Here is a 14368-nt window from a genome sequence, read left to right as displayed (position 1 = left end):
TGAACATCGCGGCGGGGCACGCGACATAGGCCATCGCCAATCACATGAGGATTCCCATGCTCGACCTGTTCGGCGCTTCCAGCGCTCAAGGAAAGTTCACCTCCGACCCCGTCACCGGCGCGCTGATTCCGGTCGTGGTCGAGCAGTCGAGCCGCGGTGAGCGCAGCTTCGACATCTATTCGCGCTTGCTGCGCGAGCGCATCATCTTCGTCACCGGCGAAGTCGAGGACCACATGGCCTCGGTCATCGTCGCGCAGCTGCTGTTCCTCGAATCGGAAAACCCATCGAAGGACATCTCGATGTACATCAACTCGCCGGGCGGCGTCGTCACGGCGGGCATGGCGATCTACGACACCATGCAGTACATCCGCCCGCGCGTGTCGACCGTGTGCATCGGCCAGGCGGCCTCGATGGGCAGCTTCCTGCTGGCCGCGGGTGAGCCGGGGATGCGCATCGCGCTGCCCAGCGCGCGGATCATGGTCCACCAGCCCTCGGGCGGCGCGCGCGGCATGGCTTCGGACATCGAGATCCAGGCGCGCGAGATCCTGCGCATCCGCAAGCGGATGAACGATCTCTACGTCAAGTTCACCGGCCGCTCGCTGGAAGAAATCGAGAAGGCGATGGACCGCGACACGTTCCTCGAAGCCGAGGAGGCCAAGGCCTTCGGCCTGGTCGACAAGGTTTTCGAATCGCGCCCCGCGACCGACCAGACTGGCGTCGAAGAAGGTTCGGGTGGCGCGCCGACTCCCTGATTCATCCTTGTCCTGCGGCATCTTAAGCTAGGGCTAAGGTGCCGCAGCATAAGACGGTTTTCACTGTTTTCGTGTCCGGTTGATTAATGCCCTTGCGGTAGTAGGATAACCGGGCCCGTCTCTCGTGGAGAGGCGCCTGGGATTGAAGAATGACCAAGCTTTCCGGATCGGATACCAAGAGCACGCTCTACTGCAGCTTCTGCGGGAAGTCGCAGCACGAGGTGCGCAAGCTGATTGCCGGGCCGACGGTGTTCATCTGCGATGAATGCGTCGAACTGTGCAACGACATCATCCGCGAGGAAACCAAGGCCGGCCTCGCCGGCAAGAAGGACGGCGGCGTCCCCACCCCGCGCGATATCTTCGAAACGCTCAACGACTACGTGATCGGGCAGGACCGCGCCAAGCGCGTGCTCTCGGTCGCCGTGCACAACCACTACAAGCGGCTGAAGCACAGCGGCAAGGGTGGCGAAGTCGAGCTGTCGAAGAGCAACATCCTGCTCGTCGGGCCCACCGGCTCGGGCAAGACGCTGCTGGCCCAGACGTTGGCCAAGACCTTCGACGTGCCCTTCACGATGGCCGACGCCACCACCCTGACCGAAGCCGGCTACGTGGGCGAGGACGTCGAGAACATCATCCTCAAGCTGCTCCAGGCTTCAGACTACAACGTCGAGAAGGCGCAGCACGGCATCGTCTATATCGACGAGATCGACAAGATCAGCCGCAAGGCCGAAAACCCCTCGATCACGCGCGACGTGTCGGGCGAAGGCGTGCAGCAGGCGCTGCTCAAGCTGATGGAGGGCACCACCGCCTCGGTGCCGCCCCAGGGCGGGCGCAAGCATCCGCAGCAGGAATTCCTGCAGGTGGACACGACCAACATCCTGTTCATCTGCGGCGGTGCGTTCGCCGGCCTTGAAAAGATCATCGCCGACCGCCTGCAGAAGCGCTCGATCGGCTTTGGCGCGCATGTCGCCGATCCGGACAAGCGCAAGGTGGGCGAACTGCTCCAGAAGGCGGAGCCGGAAGACTTGCTCAAGTTCGGGCTCATCCCCGAATTCGTCGGTCGTCTGCCGGTGATCGCCACGCTCGAGGACCTCGACATCGAGGCGCTGGTCAAGATCCTGCGCGAACCCAAGAACGCGCTGGTCAAGCAGTATGCCAAGCTGTTCGATCTGGAGGACGTGGCGCTGACCTTTACCGACGACGCCCTGGAAGCGATCGCCAAGAAGGCCATCGAACGCAAGACCGGCGCGCGCGGGCTACGCTCGATCGTCGAAGGTCTGCTGCTCGACACCATGTTCGACGTGCCGACCGAAACCGACATCGCCGAAGTCGTGGTCGACAAGGACGTGGTCGAGGGGCGCAAGGAACCCGTCCGCGTGCTCAAGGGCAAGGAAGCGGCAGCGTAAGCCCGATGCTTCTCTGACGAAAACTAAAGGGCGGGCTTCCTCGGGGAAGTCCGCCCTTTTCGCATCACACCACCGCTTCGCTCGCCAGCGCGCAGACGTGGGAGTCGGGGCTGGTCTCGATCTGCAAGGTTGCGTGGCCGATGCCGAAGTCGTCTTCCAGTTCGTGCGCGACATGGTGCAGGAAGGCATCGCCCGGATGCCCCTCGGGTATCACCAGGTGTGCGGTCAGCGCGGTTTCGGTGGTGCTCATCGGCCAGATGTGAAGGTCGTGCACCGCGCACACGCCTGGCTGGCTGGCGAGGAAGGCACGCACCTGCGCCTCGTTGATGGCGGCAGGCACGGCGTGGAGGCCCATCTTCAGCGAATCCTTGAGCAGCCCCCAGGTGCCGCGGGCGATTACCGCCACGATGACGAGGCTGGTGACCGGATCGATCCAGAGCGCGCCGGTCAACTGGATGGCCAGCCCCGCCAGCACGACGCCCGCGCTAACCGCTGCGTCCGCCATCATGTGCAGGTAGGCGCCGCGCACGTTGATATCGTGGTGGCGCCCGCGCATGAACATCAGCGCGGTGCCCATGTTGATGGCGATGCCGATCGCGGCGACGATCATGACGGGCCCGGCTTCGATCGGTTGCGGGTCGAGCAGGCGGCGCAGTGTCTCCACCGTGATCGCGCCCAGCGCCACCAGCAGCAGCGAGGCGTTACCCAGCGCGGCCAGGATCGAGCTGGACTTGAAGCCATAGGTGAAGCGCGCCGAGGGCGGGCGCTTGACCAGCGCGCTCGCGCCCCAGGCGATTAGCAACCCGAGCACGTCCGACAGGTTGTGGCCGGCATCGGCCACCAGCGCCATCGAACCGGACAGCACGCCATATAGCGCCTCGACCACGACGAAGCCCGTGTTCAGGACCACGCCCACCGCGAAAGCGCGGCCGAAATCGGCAGGGGCATGGGAATGCCCGTGGCCGTGATGGTGACCGTGGGAATGGTCATGGTGGTGATCGTGATGATGGTGCGCGCCGGACATGGCGGCTCCACTAGCCGCATCTGTCTTTCGGGCCAATGGCCTACGCGCGCGCCCGTTCCAGCCGCCGAAGGAGCGCGACAGGTGAGAATCGTGACGCCAGGGGGCCTGTAAGCCGGGTTCTGTAGCGCCGACGGTATGTCCAAGGTTTCCCCGAAAGGATTCCTTGCCGGACACCGTATCGGCACTGGCAGCCATTCCTCTAGGCGGACCGTTGCCGGAACGCTCAAGCAATCAACCCGGACTGCTGGCCCGAAACAAGCCTGCCCCGCGAGGAGGCGCGCAGTCCCTATTCGATCTTGCTCCAGGTGGGGTTTGCCGTGCCGCTTCTGTCACCAGTCGCGCGGTGCGCTCTTACCGCACCCTTTCACCCTTACTGGACCTTGCGGGCCAGCGGTCTGCTCTCTGTGGCACTTTCCCTTGACCGTCGGCCGGAAGCCTTCGGCCCGGCGGGCGTTACCCGCCACCCTTGTTTCGTGGAGCCCGGACTTTCCTCGGCATCAGCAAGCTGATGACGCGGCTGCCCGGCCCCCTGGCGAACCGGTCACCTAGCATGCCCCAGATCACGTTCCAACAGCAGTTCGAAGAGCAGTGCGCCCAACTGGCCGTCGATCTCGCCGGTGATGCGGTGCGGGCGCCAGCGGCGTTCGAAGGCGCGGATCGCGGCGGCGCGGTCCGATATGTCGTAGCCAAAGCGTTCGAGCGCGAGGAAGAACGCCCCCTCGTTGTCGAACAGCAGGCGCATCTTCAGCTTGGGATTGGGCAGCGCGAGCCGCAGTCGCGCCAGCATGTCCCAATCGAACAGTTCGCCGGGATCGGTCTTGCGCGCGGGCGCAATGTCTGAATGCCCCACGACGTTGGCGCGCGGCACATTGTGGCGTTTGACGATGTCGGCCAGCAACGGGACCAGCGCTTCCATCTGCGCATCGGGAAAGGGGCGATACCCCCATTCATGCCCCGGATTGACCAGTTCGATGCCGACGCTTGCCGAATTGATGTCGGTTTCGCCGCGCCAGTACGAGCGCCCGGCGTGCCATGCGCGCTTGTCCTCGGGCACGAGCCGGGTGACGGTGCCGTCCTCGTCGATCATGTAGTGCGCGCTGACTTCCGCTGCGGGATCGCACATGCGCTCCAGCGCCTCGGCCCCGGTCCGCATGCCGGTGTAGTGCAGCACGACCATCGAAACCGGCAACTTGCGCTCGTTCCAGTTGGGAGAGGGAACCTCCTTGTGGACGAGCCAGCGGTTCATGGATCTGGCGTCCGCGCTCAGGCCGAGGGCAGCACCGCGCCGAGCAGCAGCGCCTCGGGGGTGGCATGGACCTGCACCCCGCCGCCCATCTGCGCGGCGATCAGCTGGACCATCGCCGCAGGCGCGGTCTTGCTGGAAAGTTCAGCAGTCGGCAGCGAGCCGTCGAGCGCCTGGCCCACGGCGGGATCGAACGCGACTCGCGCGCCGCTGGCACGGATCACGATCTCTGTGGCCTGCGCGCCCGCTTCGGCGCCGATATCCAGCGTGCCGCCGCGCACCAGGGCGTCGATGCCGATCAGCGCCAGGTTGAGCAGGATCTTGATCGCGCTCTTGGACAGGGCGTCGCTGCCCAACACCCAGTTGACGGTGATGCGGCCATTGTCGCCGACCAACGCATCGACCAGCCCGCGCGCCTCGTGCAGCGGCACCATTTCGCCAAAGCCGCCAGCTGCGCCGAACGCGAGGCGGAAGAAGCGCAGCTTGTCCGCCGAAATCCGCGCGCTCTGTTCGAGCAGTTCGAAGCACTTGGCGCGCATGTCCGGGTCCTTCTCGTCGGCGAGAAGTTCCAGGCCGTTGGTCATCGCGCCTACCGGGCTCAACAGGTCGTGGCACAGCCGCGAGCACAGCAGGCTGGCGAGATCGAGCGAGGCGGTGGTCATGGGGTTGCGCAATTCCTGAATGTCGACACTTCGGTCCCAGCCTTAACCGTCAACCACGTCATAGAAAAGCGGTTCGAACCCTGATGGGCCGTCGCGCCAGACGGTAATCCCTCCATTTGCGACGATCGCCCAGATCCGCCCATCGTGGGCGGCGCTCGCGGCATCGGTCGCGGATGGGCGGTCAAGGCCGTTGGGGTGCGAATGGAAGTAGCCGAGCACCTGAGACCCGCCGCCGCGCGCGGCCTTGTGGGCGGCGAGCAGCGCGCCCGGATCGATCTCGAAATGACGCGCTGGATCGGGCGCGAGGTTGTCCGCAGGCTGCGCTGAGGCGATGTGCTGCCCATGTCCGAGCAGCAGCCCGCAGCACTCCAGCGGATGCGAGCGCGCCGCAGTATCGAGCATCGCGGCGAGTGCGGGCGGAGCGATGGTAAGCGCCATGGCCGGAACCCTAGAGCCCCCCTTGTTGGAAGCGCAAGCCTTCCCATATCCAACAACATGGGGGCAAACGACGCGATCATTGAAGGCATCATCACCCCCGGCGGCCTCAGGCTCGACCGGGCGCTGGCCGATGCGTCGGGCCTTTCGCGCGAACGTATCAAGGCGCTGTTGGACGAAGGCCGGATCGCGCTCGCCGGAAAGGTGGCGCGGCAGGCTTCGGCCAAGGTGGCCGAGGGCACGCCGTTTTCGATTCGCGTGCCCGAGGCCGCGCCTGCCGAAGCCGTGGCGCAGGATATTCCGCTGGTCGTGGTCTATGAAGATGCCGACCTGATCGTTGTCGACAAGCCGGCGGGGCTCGTCGTTCATCCGGCCGCGGGCAACCCCGACGGCACGCTGGTCAACGCGCTGCTGCACCATTGCGCCGGGCAGCTTTCGGGCATCGGCGGCGTGGCCCGGCCCGGCATCGTCCACCGCATTGACAAGGATACATCGGGCCTGCTGGTCGTCGCCAAGACGGACGTCGCGCACGAGGGGCTGGCCAGGCAGTTTGCCGACCATTCGATCGTGCGGGCCTACAAGGCGGTGACGGCGGGCACGCCCGTGCCGCCTGCGGGCACGGTGCGCGGCGCGATCGCGCGGTCGAATCATGATCGCAAGAAGATGGCGTTGGTGGAGGATGGGCGCGGTAAGCATGCGGTCACGCATTACCGCACGCTCGAAGTGCTCGACGGGGCGGCGCTGGTCGAATGCCGGCTGGAGACGGGGAGAACCCACCAGGTGCGCGTTCACCTCGCGTCAATCGGCCATGCGCTATTGGGCGACCCTGTCTATGGACGTCCCCCTTCGCGCATCCGCCCGATCCTGCAGCGCCTCGGCTTCCGCCGTCAGGCGCTCCATGCCGCCGAACTGGGGTTCCTCCATCCGGTCAGCGGCACGGCGCTCCATTTTGCCAGCTCGACGCCCGTCGACATGCGGGAACTCATCGTCGAACTATGCGCTCAGGAACAGGGTGCAGCGCTTATGGCCAGGTTGTAGTATAGAGTTTCAGCCCGCGTAGATTCCATGTGTGGCCCCACCGCCAGACGCCCGTTAGGGGTTGGGCATCGGGGTGCCGACGCGACGAAAGGAAGTGTTCAGGTGAGCGAGAAGACCAAGGCGACCAGCGTCCCCGCGCTCAACGGGGAAGCCAGCCTCAATCGCTATCTTTCCGAGATCCGCAAGTTCCCGGTCCTCACGGCCGAGCAGGAATACATGCTCGCTAAGCGATATCAGGAACATGGGGATCCCCAGGCCGCTGCGCAACTGGTGACCAGCCATCTTCGGCTCGTGGCCAAGATTGCCATGGGCTATCGCGGCTATGGCCTGCCGGTGTCCGAGCTGATCAGCGAAGGCAACATCGGGCTGATGCAGGGCGTCAAGAAGTTCGAGCCCGACCGGGGCTTCCGCCTGGCGACCTACGCCATGTGGTGGATCAAGGCTTCGATGCAGGAATTCATCCTGCGCAGCTGGTCGCTCGTGAAGATGGGCACCACTGCCGCGCAGAAGAAGCTGTTCTTCAACCTGCGCCGGATGAAGAAGAACCTCGAAGCCTTCGAGGATACCGACCTGCATCCGGACGACGTGCGCAAGATCGCGACCGACTTGGGCGTTCCTGAGCAGGAAGTGGTCAACATGAACCGGCGCATGATGATGGGCGGCGATGCGTCGCTCAACGTCTCGATGCGCGAGGATGGCGAAGGCTCCTGGCAGGACTGGTTGACCGATGATCGCCCGCTGCAGGACGAAACCGTGGCCGACGCCGAAGAGGCTCAGGTGCGGCACGAACTGCTGGTCGAGGCGATGGAAAGCCTCAACGATCGCGAGCGCCACATCCTCACCGACCGTCGCCTCGTCGACGAACCCAAGACGCTCGAGGAGCTGAGCCAGGTCTACAACGTCAGCCGCGAGCGCGTGCGCCAGATCGAGGTGCGCGCCTTCGAAAAGCTGCAGAAGGCGATCCAGAAGATCGCCGGTGAACGCAGGCTGCTGGCCGTCGGCTGAGCGAATTCCTGCCCTTTCAAACAGGAACGGCCGGGGGAGACTCCGGCCGTTCCGCGTTTCAGGCGCCAGCTTTCAGGTAGAGCCGCAGCCCCAGCCCGCAGATCAGGGTCACCCCCAGCCACAGCACGACTTGCGAGATCACCACCGTCCGGTTGAAGCCATCGTCTGCTGCGGGCAGCAGCAGCAGCCCCAGCAGGCCGAGCGAAGCGGCGATGAAGATTGTCCAGATGCGGGTCGAGGAAGTCTTGGGCATGGTGGGGGGAATAGGCCGCGCCAAGGACGTGGGCAAGCGGGCGTTGCCGGATTGATTGGAGGGCGCGGGCATGGCTAATTGCGGGGATGGTTTCCAAAGCGCTCAGCCCCTCCCGCCCGACGAAGTCCCGCGGCTTCGCCTATCGCCTCGGCTGGTGGATCGGCCGGGGTATCGTGATCTTCCTCGCCGTGTCGGTCGGCCTGACGCTGGTCTACAAGTTCGTGCCGGTGCCCTATACGCTGACCATGGCGATGGACCCCAACGGGGCGACCAAGGACTGGACCAGCCTTTCGGCGATCGACCGCAACATGGTCGATGCGGCCATTGCGGGCGAGGATTCGAAGTTCTGCAGCCATTCGGGCTTTGATACCGACGCCATGCAGAAGGCCTTCCAGCGCAACCTGCAAGGCGGGCGTATTCGGGGCGGCTCCACCATCAGCCAGCAAACCGCGAAGAACGTGTTCCTGTGGCAGGGTGGCGGCTATTTCCGCAAAGGGCTGGAGGCCTGGTTCACGCTGCTGATCGAACAGATCTGGGGCAAGCGGCGGATCATGGAAGTCTACCTCAACGTCGCGGAGACTGGGATTGGCACCTATGGTGTCGAAGCGGGGGCACAGCGCTACTACAACAAGGGCGCGGCCAGCCTCAGCCGGGTGGAGGCGGCGCGAATCGCGGCGGCGTTCCCCGCGCCCAAGAAGCGCGAAGTCGTCGGCGCCAGCGGCTTTACCCGCCGCCATGGCAACGCCATCGCCGCGCGGGTCAATGTCGTGCGCGGCGACTACGATGGCTGCGTCTATCGGTGACCTGAACGAAAGCGGGGGCCGCCCCGACAAGAGACGGCCCCCGTTCCGGCTAAGGTGTACGCCTGTCCCGCCGGAAGTTCCGTGGCGACAGGGTAATCCATTGGGGTGGCCCCCGCACTGCGCCGTTCTACGTACGACTATGCAAGGGCGATGCGGCGCGCTGTGCAAATGGACACAGCGCGCCCCCCGGTCCTCAGAAGTCGAGGTTGATCGACCCGACGATCGTGCGCGGCGCGCCGAATTCGACCTGCGGGTTGTTCGAAGCCTGCGGCTGGGTAGACAGGTTGGCGAAGTACTGCTTGTCGAACAGGTTGATCACGTTGAGCTGCAGCCACGCCGAACCGCGCCCGATCTTGCCGATGCGATAGCGCGCATCGAGATCCACCGTGGTGTAGCTCGGCGCGATCACGTCGTTGATGTCGGTCAGGTAGCGCTTGCCGACATACTTGCCCTGCACGCCCACCGACACCGGATCGAGATCGAACTGCACGCGCCCGCCGACCTGCCACTTGGGCGTTTCGGCCACGAACTTGTCCTTGGTGGCCGAGCTGACGTTGCCTGCGGCATCGAGCACGTTGTCCTGCAGCTTGGCGCTGATCCACGACCCGAAGGCGTAGAGCGAGACCATGTCCACCGGCTTGAACGCGACGCTGGCATCGACGCCATAGCTCTTCACGCGCCCGACGTTGCGGTCGATGTTGAGCGAAGAACCGTCTTCCAGCAGCACCTGCGAGGAGATGATGCGGTTCTTGTAGCCGATGTACCAGCCGGAAAGCTGCGCCTGCACCTTGCCTGAGCCATAGCGCAGGCCAAGGTCGAACGAGTTGGTGCGCTCCGGCTTCACGTCGATGGTCGGCTGGATCTTCACGCCGTCGAACGCATAGAGGTTGTCGGTGCGCGGGGCGGAGAAGCCCTGGCTGAAGTTGCCGAACACGCTGACGGCGGGCGTCACCTTGTAGACGAAGCCCGCGTTCGGCAGCACGGTGTTGTAGCTGACCGTGCGGCCCTTGTACGGGGCGGCATAGGCCGGGTACTTCGCGGCGACCGTGGCCGCGCTCTCGCTGGTGCAATAGGCGTCGTTCGAACTGCCCGCGATGGTCCAGCAGTTGTTGGTCAGGTTGCGCTTGAAGAACGGCGCGCGCACGCCGAGCTGCAAGGTCAGCGCGTCATCGGCGAAGTGGCCGACATATTCGCCCGCCACCTGATGCAGGATCGCATAGGACAGGCGGTCGCGCTTCTGGATGACGTTGCCCGCCGCATCGACCGCCGCCGCGCCCGCCGAAATGCCGCCGAAATCGTCGAGCGGGTTGCCGTTGCTCTGCAGGTAGCCCGCTTCGCCCGTCTGGCGGTGGCGCGCGCGATCATAGGTATAGGCAAGGCGCACGGTCTGGCCCGGCTCGATGTCCCAGCGCAGCGATGCGGTGCCGCCGATGCGGTGCGTGCGCGTGTTCGACGGGAAGTAGAGCCGCACGAAGTCCGACAGGTCGCCATCGCCGTTGAGGTCCGCGCCCGCCGCGACACCCGCGCCCAGGCGGCTGCCCTGGCGGTTGTAGGCGCCATTGGTGCCCGCCGCCGCATCGCTTTCGGCAAAGACCGAGCTGCCGCCGCCATTGGCCAGCGTGTACTGGTAGCTGGCGTCGACCGTCAGGATCAGGTTGCTCGCCAGCGTGAAGCGCGAATTGAAGCGCAGGTTGCCCGTATCCGACGGGTTGATCGACAGGCCGTAATATCCCCCGCACGTGCCGGTCGCCGCAGCGGGCACTTCGCCCTTCGGCCCCAGCGTGCACGAAGCGTCGTTGTTGTAGCCGAACAGCGTATCGTACTGCGACGAGCTGATCTTCGACAGGTCGAGCGGGGTCGCAGGCGTGATCGAGCCGGTCACGGGAACCGTGTCGGTGCCCAGCAGCGTGCGCATGTCGTTCACGCCGACGCGGCGATAGAAGTTGTTGCGGTTCTGGTTGTAGTGCCCGGCGATCGAAACGAAATCGCCATTGCCGCCCAGCGGCTGGTAGATGCGCGCGTTGTACTGCGTCTTCCTGATCTCGCCCGGCCCACGGAACTGGTCGTAGCGGGTGTTGCTCGCTGCCACGAAGGCGCGCGTGCCCCAGGGGCCGATCTCGCCGGTGTCGATCGCGCCGAACACGCGATTGTAGTCATAAGTGCCGTGCGAGTAGTTGAAGGTGGCGCCAAGGTCCTGCTTGGGCAGGCGCGTGCGGTAGTTGACCGTGCCGCCGGCGGCGCTGGCGGTCGGGCTGTCCACGTCGGTCGCGCCGAAGTTGATGTTGACCTGCTCGATCAGCTCCGAATCGAGCTGCTGGTTGGTGTAGAGCGCGTAGTTGCCCGAATCGTTGACCTGAATGCCGTCGAACGTGGCAGAGATACGCGCGCCGTCGAAGCCGCGGATGCGCAGGTTGCCGCCGCCCGCGCCGTAGGGGTCGGTGCTGGTGAAGTTGACGCCGGGCACGATGTTGATCGTGTCGAAGATCGCCTTGCCGGGGTTCTGGCGCGCGATCAGCTCCTGCGTCAGCACGGCCTTGGCCTTGGGGGTGTCGGGCGCCTTGATGCCATTGACGGCGGTCTCGCCGCGCGCGCCGGTGACGACGATGGCGTCCTCGACATCGGCCGATCCGGTCGATTGCGCCTGTGCGGTCTGGCCGCCCGCGACGATCGCGAGCGCGCTGGCGGCGAGGAGGAAATTGCGTTGCATCGGAAACCCCGTTTGCTGGGCCGGGCGCGGGAGGGCGACGCCTGGCCGGTCTTGGTGCGAACCCGGCTGCGACTATCTCGCAGGGGCAAGGGCGTCAAAACGGTTTCCGATGACACTAAAATGACAGCTTCGGGTGGCGCTGCGGGCGGGTGGCGGCGGCCTCGAAATAAACGAAAGTATGTGTGCTGCACTGCGATATATTATTTCAAAATATCGATCTGTTTCAGACTCTTGATGCGGGTGTGGCCATGCTGCAACGCGGCCCGGAAAGCTGGGGGATGCAGCCTTAAATATCTATTTATATCCTGGGATAAGGTAGCGTGCCGGTGGCCTCAGGCGGGCTGGTCTTCCGGCAGGCGCTCGGCGCACAGCAGCCAGCGCGCCGTGCCTTCCAGCCCGATCGCGGTCAGGCGGCCCGAGGCGAAAGCGCCGGTATCGATGCCGATGCGCGTGGGCCGCAGTTCGGGTTCGTCGGCGATGGTATGGCCGTGAACCACCACGAAATCGCGCGGCGCCCGATCTTCGATGAACTCCCGCCGGATCCAGCGCAGGTCCGCCGTCTGCTGTTCCTCGACCGGCACGCCGGGACGGATGCCGGCATGGACGAACAGATAGTCGCCGATGCGGATGGCATCCTCCATGGCCCGCATGTAGGCGACGTCCTCATCCGGCACCACGTCGGGCAGCATCGCGCGCAGTTCCTCGATGGTGGTGCGCGCATAAGTGTCGTAGTCCATGTAGCTCAGCAGCGTCTCACGTCCGCCGTGGCGCAGGAAGTGACGCAGCGTGTCGTCGCGATCGAAGCTGCCGAGGAACATCTCCTCGTGGTTGCCCGCGATCGCGCGCACATGGCGCTGCGTCGCCCATTCGCGCGCGCGGCGCACCACGCCGGCACTATCGGGGCCGCGATCGACCAGATCGCCCAGCAGGATCACCGTGGTGTCGGCGCTTTCGCGTGCCGCGTCGTCCGCGTCGATCCGCGCGATCAGGTCCTCGAACAAGTCGAGTCGGCCATGCACGTCGCCGATGGCATAGATCCGCTGGCCCGCCGGAATGGTGGGAATGATCGCCGGCGCGTCAGGCTGGCCGGAGAGGAGGGAGCGGAGCTTCTTCAGCATGGTGGCGTGTTAACACGTACCAGATAGGACCATTGTGCCGCACTGCACAAGCGGTTGCGCCCACGTGGTGCGAAAATGCCACATTCCGAAGCAAGCCGGAAATATTCGGACACATTTTGCTTGTGCGCTGCAACATGACACGGCACCTGTAGCTCTGCCGGAACCAAAGCCGTCCCGTATCCCCAGCGTGGAGGATTACAGAGGATGGCGCTTCCGGCGCAGGTGGGACGACGCGTCAAGACCTAGAAAAGGAAAGACCATGCGCACGTCCATCAAGGCCCTCCTGGCCTCGACCCTCTTTGTCGCCGTCGCCACGCCTGCGATGGCCGACGAGACCGCTCCGCCGAGCGACATCAAGATCACCGGCTCTGCGGCCGTCGTCAGCCAGTACCGCTTCCGCGGCATCGCCCAGTCGGACAACAAGCCGGCGGTGCAGGGCGCGATCACGATCTCGCACAGCTCGGGCTTCTACGTTTCCACCTGGGGCTCCAGCGCCACTGCGGGTAACAGCGCGGTGAACATCGGCGGCACCGAGATCGACGTCTACGGCGGCTTCGCCCATGCGCTGGGCAGCAGCGGCATCAACGCCGACGTCGGCGTCTATGGCTACCTCTATCCGGGTGCGCCGGGCGGCAATTACTATGAAGTCTACGGCTCGCTTTCGGGCGCGGTCGGCCCGGTCAACGCCAAGGCCGGCGTGAACTTCGCGCCCGCGCAGAAGAACCTGCGCATCTATCCCACGCACTCGAATACCTACGTCTATGGCGAGCTGTCGGGCGCGATCCCCAACACGCCGCTGACCGTCCACTCGCACCTCGGCCACACCGGCGGCGCGTTCGACTGGACCAAGCAATACCTCGACTACTCGGTCGGCGTCGGCGCCACCTACAAGAACCTGACGCTCGACGTCTCGTGGGTCGGCACCAATGTCGGCAAGAAGGATGCGGCGCTCAAGCCGGTCACCTCGTCGTTCGAAACCTACCGCGCGGCCAAGGACGTCGCGGTGGTCTCGCTCACCGCGACCTTCTGACGCGAGGCGCATTTGCGCCGGACACCAGGGCCTGTGCCGCATCGCGGCACAGGCCCTTGGCTTTTTCAGCGGCCGCTCTATCTCTCGTGAACGTCCATCCACGAAAGAGCGTGCGCCCGTGACCAAGTTCCTGCATTCGATGATCCGCGTGACCGACCCGGATGCGACGATTGCCTTCTTCGCCCTGCTTGGGCTTGAAGAAGTGCGCCGCCACGAAAGCGAGGCGGGCCGCTTCACCCTGATCTTCCTCGCCGCGCCCGGTCAGGAAGGCATCGCCGAAGTCGAACTGACCTACAACTGGCCCCCCGAAGGCGGCGCGGGCGAGGCCTATGCCGGCGGACGCAACTTCGGCCACCTCGCGTTCGAGGTCGACGACATCTACGCCACGTGCCAGCGCGTGATTGATGCCGGCCATACCCTCCACCGCCCCCCGCGTGACGGCTACATGGCCTTCGTCAAGTCGCCCGACGGCATCTCGGTCGAACTGCTCCAGAAGGGCCGCCTGCCGGTGCAGGAACCCTGGGCCAGCATGGAAAACATCGGCAGCTGGTGAGGGCGCAAAAAAACAGCGCCAAAACCCCTTGCCACCACCTGACCTGCTGGCTAAAGCGCGCCCCTGCCCACAAGGCACGCCGCTTTAGCTCAGCCGGTAGAGCACATCATTCGTAATGATGGGGTCAGGTGTTCGAGTCACCTAAGCGGCACCACCTTCCTTAAGGTGCTTTCCCAAGCAAAATCATCGGTTCTGTACCAACGGCCGTTAGGCCCAAGTTGAACAGTGCCGGCGGAACACGCAGGGAACGCGAGCTGGTAAGTATTTGATTTTGCTAGGCGTGGGTTTGGGGGCAAAACCGGATGTGCTAACAACATTTTGCCTGTAACTGGCCGTTTG

14 protein-coding genes, 1 tRNA gene and 1 other RNA gene are annotated in these 14368 nt (G+C 65.0%); 8 read left to right on the top strand and 8 right to left on the bottom strand.

Annotated elements, in window-relative coordinates; all coding sequences use genetic code 11:
- Positions 1–56 precede the first annotated feature (56 nt).
- Both clpP and clpX read left to right on the top strand, forming a co-directional pair.
- The gene (gene clpP, locus K3A84_RS11315) at positions 57–752 is read left to right on the top strand and encodes an ATP-dependent Clp endopeptidase proteolytic subunit ClpP (protein WP_225009857.1); all 696 of its coding nucleotides are present in this window, start codon (positions 57–59) and stop codon (positions 750–752) included.
- A 149-nt stretch (positions 753–901) separates the two neighbouring features.
- A complete protein-coding gene (gene clpX / locus K3A84_RS11310) occupies positions 902–2158 on the top strand; it encodes an ATP-dependent Clp protease ATP-binding subunit ClpX (RefSeq protein WP_225009461.1) in 1257 nt (418 codons plus the stop codon).
- A gap of 64 nt (positions 2159–2222) precedes the next feature.
- Here clpX and K3A84_RS11305 read toward each other — a convergent pair whose 3' ends face one another.
- The 5 genes from K3A84_RS11305 to K3A84_RS11285 all read right to left on the bottom strand — a co-directional run bounded on the left by K3A84_RS11305 (position 2223) and on the right by K3A84_RS11285 (position 5525).
- Positions 2223–3182 (bottom strand): cation diffusion facilitator family transporter, encoded by a 960-nt coding sequence (locus tag K3A84_RS11305; RefSeq protein ID WP_225009460.1) that lies wholly within the window; start codon positions 3180–3182, stop codon positions 2223–2225.
- 92 nt (positions 3183–3274) lie between these two features.
- Positions 3275–3715, bottom strand: an RNA gene (rnpB, locus tag K3A84_RS11300) — RNase P RNA component class A.
- A gap of 8 nt (positions 3716–3723) precedes the next feature.
- Entirely contained in the window at positions 3724–4428 is a 705-nt protein-coding gene (locus K3A84_RS11295) for an N-acetylmuramoyl-L-alanine amidase (protein WP_225009459.1), read from the bottom strand.
- Between the two features lie 17 nt (positions 4429–4445).
- Positions 4446–5087 (bottom strand): histidine phosphotransferase family protein, encoded by a 642-nt coding sequence (locus K3A84_RS11290; RefSeq protein ID WP_225009458.1) that lies wholly within the window; start codon positions 5085–5087, stop codon positions 4446–4448.
- Positions 5088–5129: 42 nt separating this feature from the next.
- Complete coding sequence (locus K3A84_RS11285; protein ID WP_225009457.1) at positions 5130–5525, bottom strand: Mov34/MPN/PAD-1 family protein; 396 nt, start codon at positions 5523–5525, stop codon at positions 5130–5132.
- 57 nt (positions 5526–5582) lie between these two features.
- Here K3A84_RS11285 and K3A84_RS11280 point away from each other — a divergent pair, with 57 nt between their 5' ends.
- Positions 5583–6560 (top strand): RluA family pseudouridine synthase, encoded by a 978-nt coding sequence (locus K3A84_RS11280; protein WP_225009456.1) that lies wholly within the window; start codon positions 5583–5585, stop codon positions 6558–6560.
- Positions 6561–6662: 102 nt separating this feature from the next.
- The gene (gene rpoH / locus K3A84_RS11275; protein ID WP_225009455.1) at positions 6663–7565 is read left to right on the top strand and encodes an RNA polymerase sigma factor RpoH; all 903 of its coding nucleotides are present in this window, start codon (positions 6663–6665) and stop codon (positions 7563–7565) included.
- A 58-nt stretch (positions 7566–7623) separates the two neighbouring features.
- Here rpoH and K3A84_RS11270 read toward each other — a convergent pair whose 3' ends face one another.
- A complete protein-coding gene (locus tag K3A84_RS11270; protein ID WP_225009454.1) occupies positions 7624–7818 on the bottom strand; it encodes a hypothetical protein in 195 nt (64 codons plus the stop codon).
- An 86-nt stretch (positions 7819–7904) separates the two neighbouring features.
- Between K3A84_RS11270 and mtgA the strand changes: the two genes are divergently transcribed.
- Positions 7905–8621, top strand: coding sequence for a monofunctional biosynthetic peptidoglycan transglycosylase (gene mtgA, locus K3A84_RS11265; protein ID WP_225009453.1), 717 nt, complete (start codon positions 7905–7907; stop codon positions 8619–8621).
- Positions 8622–8814: 193 nt separating this feature from the next.
- On the opposite strand, the gene K3A84_RS11260 is transcribed toward mtgA, so the two are convergent.
- Both K3A84_RS11260 and K3A84_RS11255 read right to left on the bottom strand, forming a co-directional pair.
- Positions 8815–11328 carry a TonB-dependent receptor gene (locus K3A84_RS11260; RefSeq protein ID WP_225009452.1) on the bottom strand — a complete coding sequence of 838 codons (2514 nt, stop codon included), beginning with the start codon at positions 11326–11328 and terminating at the stop codon, positions 8815–8817.
- 332 nt (positions 11329–11660) lie between these two features.
- On the bottom strand, positions 11661–12446 hold the full coding sequence (locus tag K3A84_RS11255; RefSeq protein WP_225009451.1) for a metallophosphoesterase family protein: 786 nt from the start codon (positions 12444–12446) through the stop codon (positions 11661–11663).
- Positions 12447–12705: 259 nt separating this feature from the next.
- Here K3A84_RS11255 and K3A84_RS11250 point away from each other — a divergent pair, with 259 nt between their 5' ends.
- The 3 genes from K3A84_RS11250 to K3A84_RS11240 all read left to right on the top strand — a co-directional run bounded on the left by K3A84_RS11250 (position 12706) and on the right by K3A84_RS11240 (position 14183).
- Positions 12706–13476 carry a TorF family putative porin gene (locus tag K3A84_RS11250; protein WP_225009450.1) on the top strand — a complete coding sequence of 257 codons (771 nt, stop codon included), beginning with the start codon at positions 12706–12708 and terminating at the stop codon, positions 13474–13476.
- Between the two features lie 118 nt (positions 13477–13594).
- Positions 13595–14029, top strand: coding sequence for a VOC family protein (locus K3A84_RS11245; protein ID WP_225009449.1), 435 nt, complete (start codon positions 13595–13597; stop codon positions 14027–14029).
- Positions 14030–14107: 78 nt separating this feature from the next.
- Positions 14108–14183 (top strand) — tRNA-Thr (locus tag K3A84_RS11240).
- Positions 14184–14368 lie beyond the last annotated feature (185 nt).

This window comes from Novosphingobium percolationis, assembly GCF_020179425.1.
GTDB classification, from domain to species: Bacteria; Pseudomonadota; Alphaproteobacteria; order Sphingomonadales; family Sphingomonadaceae; genus Novosphingobium; species Novosphingobium percolationis.
This window is presented reverse-complemented; position numbering and strand designations above follow the sequence as displayed.

Coding starts and splice junctions, on each gene's coding strand:
- clpP (WP_225009857.1), top strand. CDS start 57: ATGCTCGACCTGTTCGGCGCTTCCAGCGCTCAAGGAAAGTTCACCTCC.
- clpX (WP_225009461.1), top strand. CDS start 902: ATGACCAAGCTTTCCGGATCGGATACCAAGAGCACGCTCTACTGCAGC.
- K3A84_RS11305 (WP_225009460.1), bottom strand. CDS start 3,182: ATGTCCGGCGCGCACCATCATCACGATCACCACCATGACCATTCCCAC.
- K3A84_RS11295 (WP_225009459.1), bottom strand. CDS start 4,428: ATGAACCGCTGGCTCGTCCACAAGGAGGTTCCCTCTCCCAACTGGAAC.
- K3A84_RS11290 (WP_225009458.1), bottom strand. CDS start 5,087: ATGACCACCGCCTCGCTCGATCTCGCCAGCCTGCTGTGCTCGCGGCTG.
- K3A84_RS11285 (WP_225009457.1), bottom strand. CDS start 5,525: ATGGCGCTTACCATCGCTCCGCCCGCACTCGCCGCGATGCTCGATACT.
- K3A84_RS11280 (WP_225009456.1), top strand. CDS start 5,583: ATGGGGGCAAACGACGCGATCATTGAAGGCATCATCACCCCCGGCGGC.
- K3A84_RS11270 (WP_225009454.1), bottom strand. CDS start 7,818: ATGCCCAAGACTTCCTCGACCCGCATCTGGACAATCTTCATCGCCGCT.
- mtgA (WP_225009453.1), top strand. CDS start 7,905: ATGGTTTCCAAAGCGCTCAGCCCCTCCCGCCCGACGAAGTCCCGCGGC.
- K3A84_RS11260 (WP_225009452.1), bottom strand. CDS start 11,328: ATGCAACGCAATTTCCTCCTCGCCGCCAGCGCGCTCGCGATCGTCGCG.
- K3A84_RS11255 (WP_225009451.1), bottom strand. CDS start 12,446: ATGCTGAAGAAGCTCCGCTCCCTCCTCTCCGGCCAGCCTGACGCGCCG.
- K3A84_RS11250 (WP_225009450.1), top strand. CDS start 12,706: ATGCGCACGTCCATCAAGGCCCTCCTGGCCTCGACCCTCTTTGTCGCC.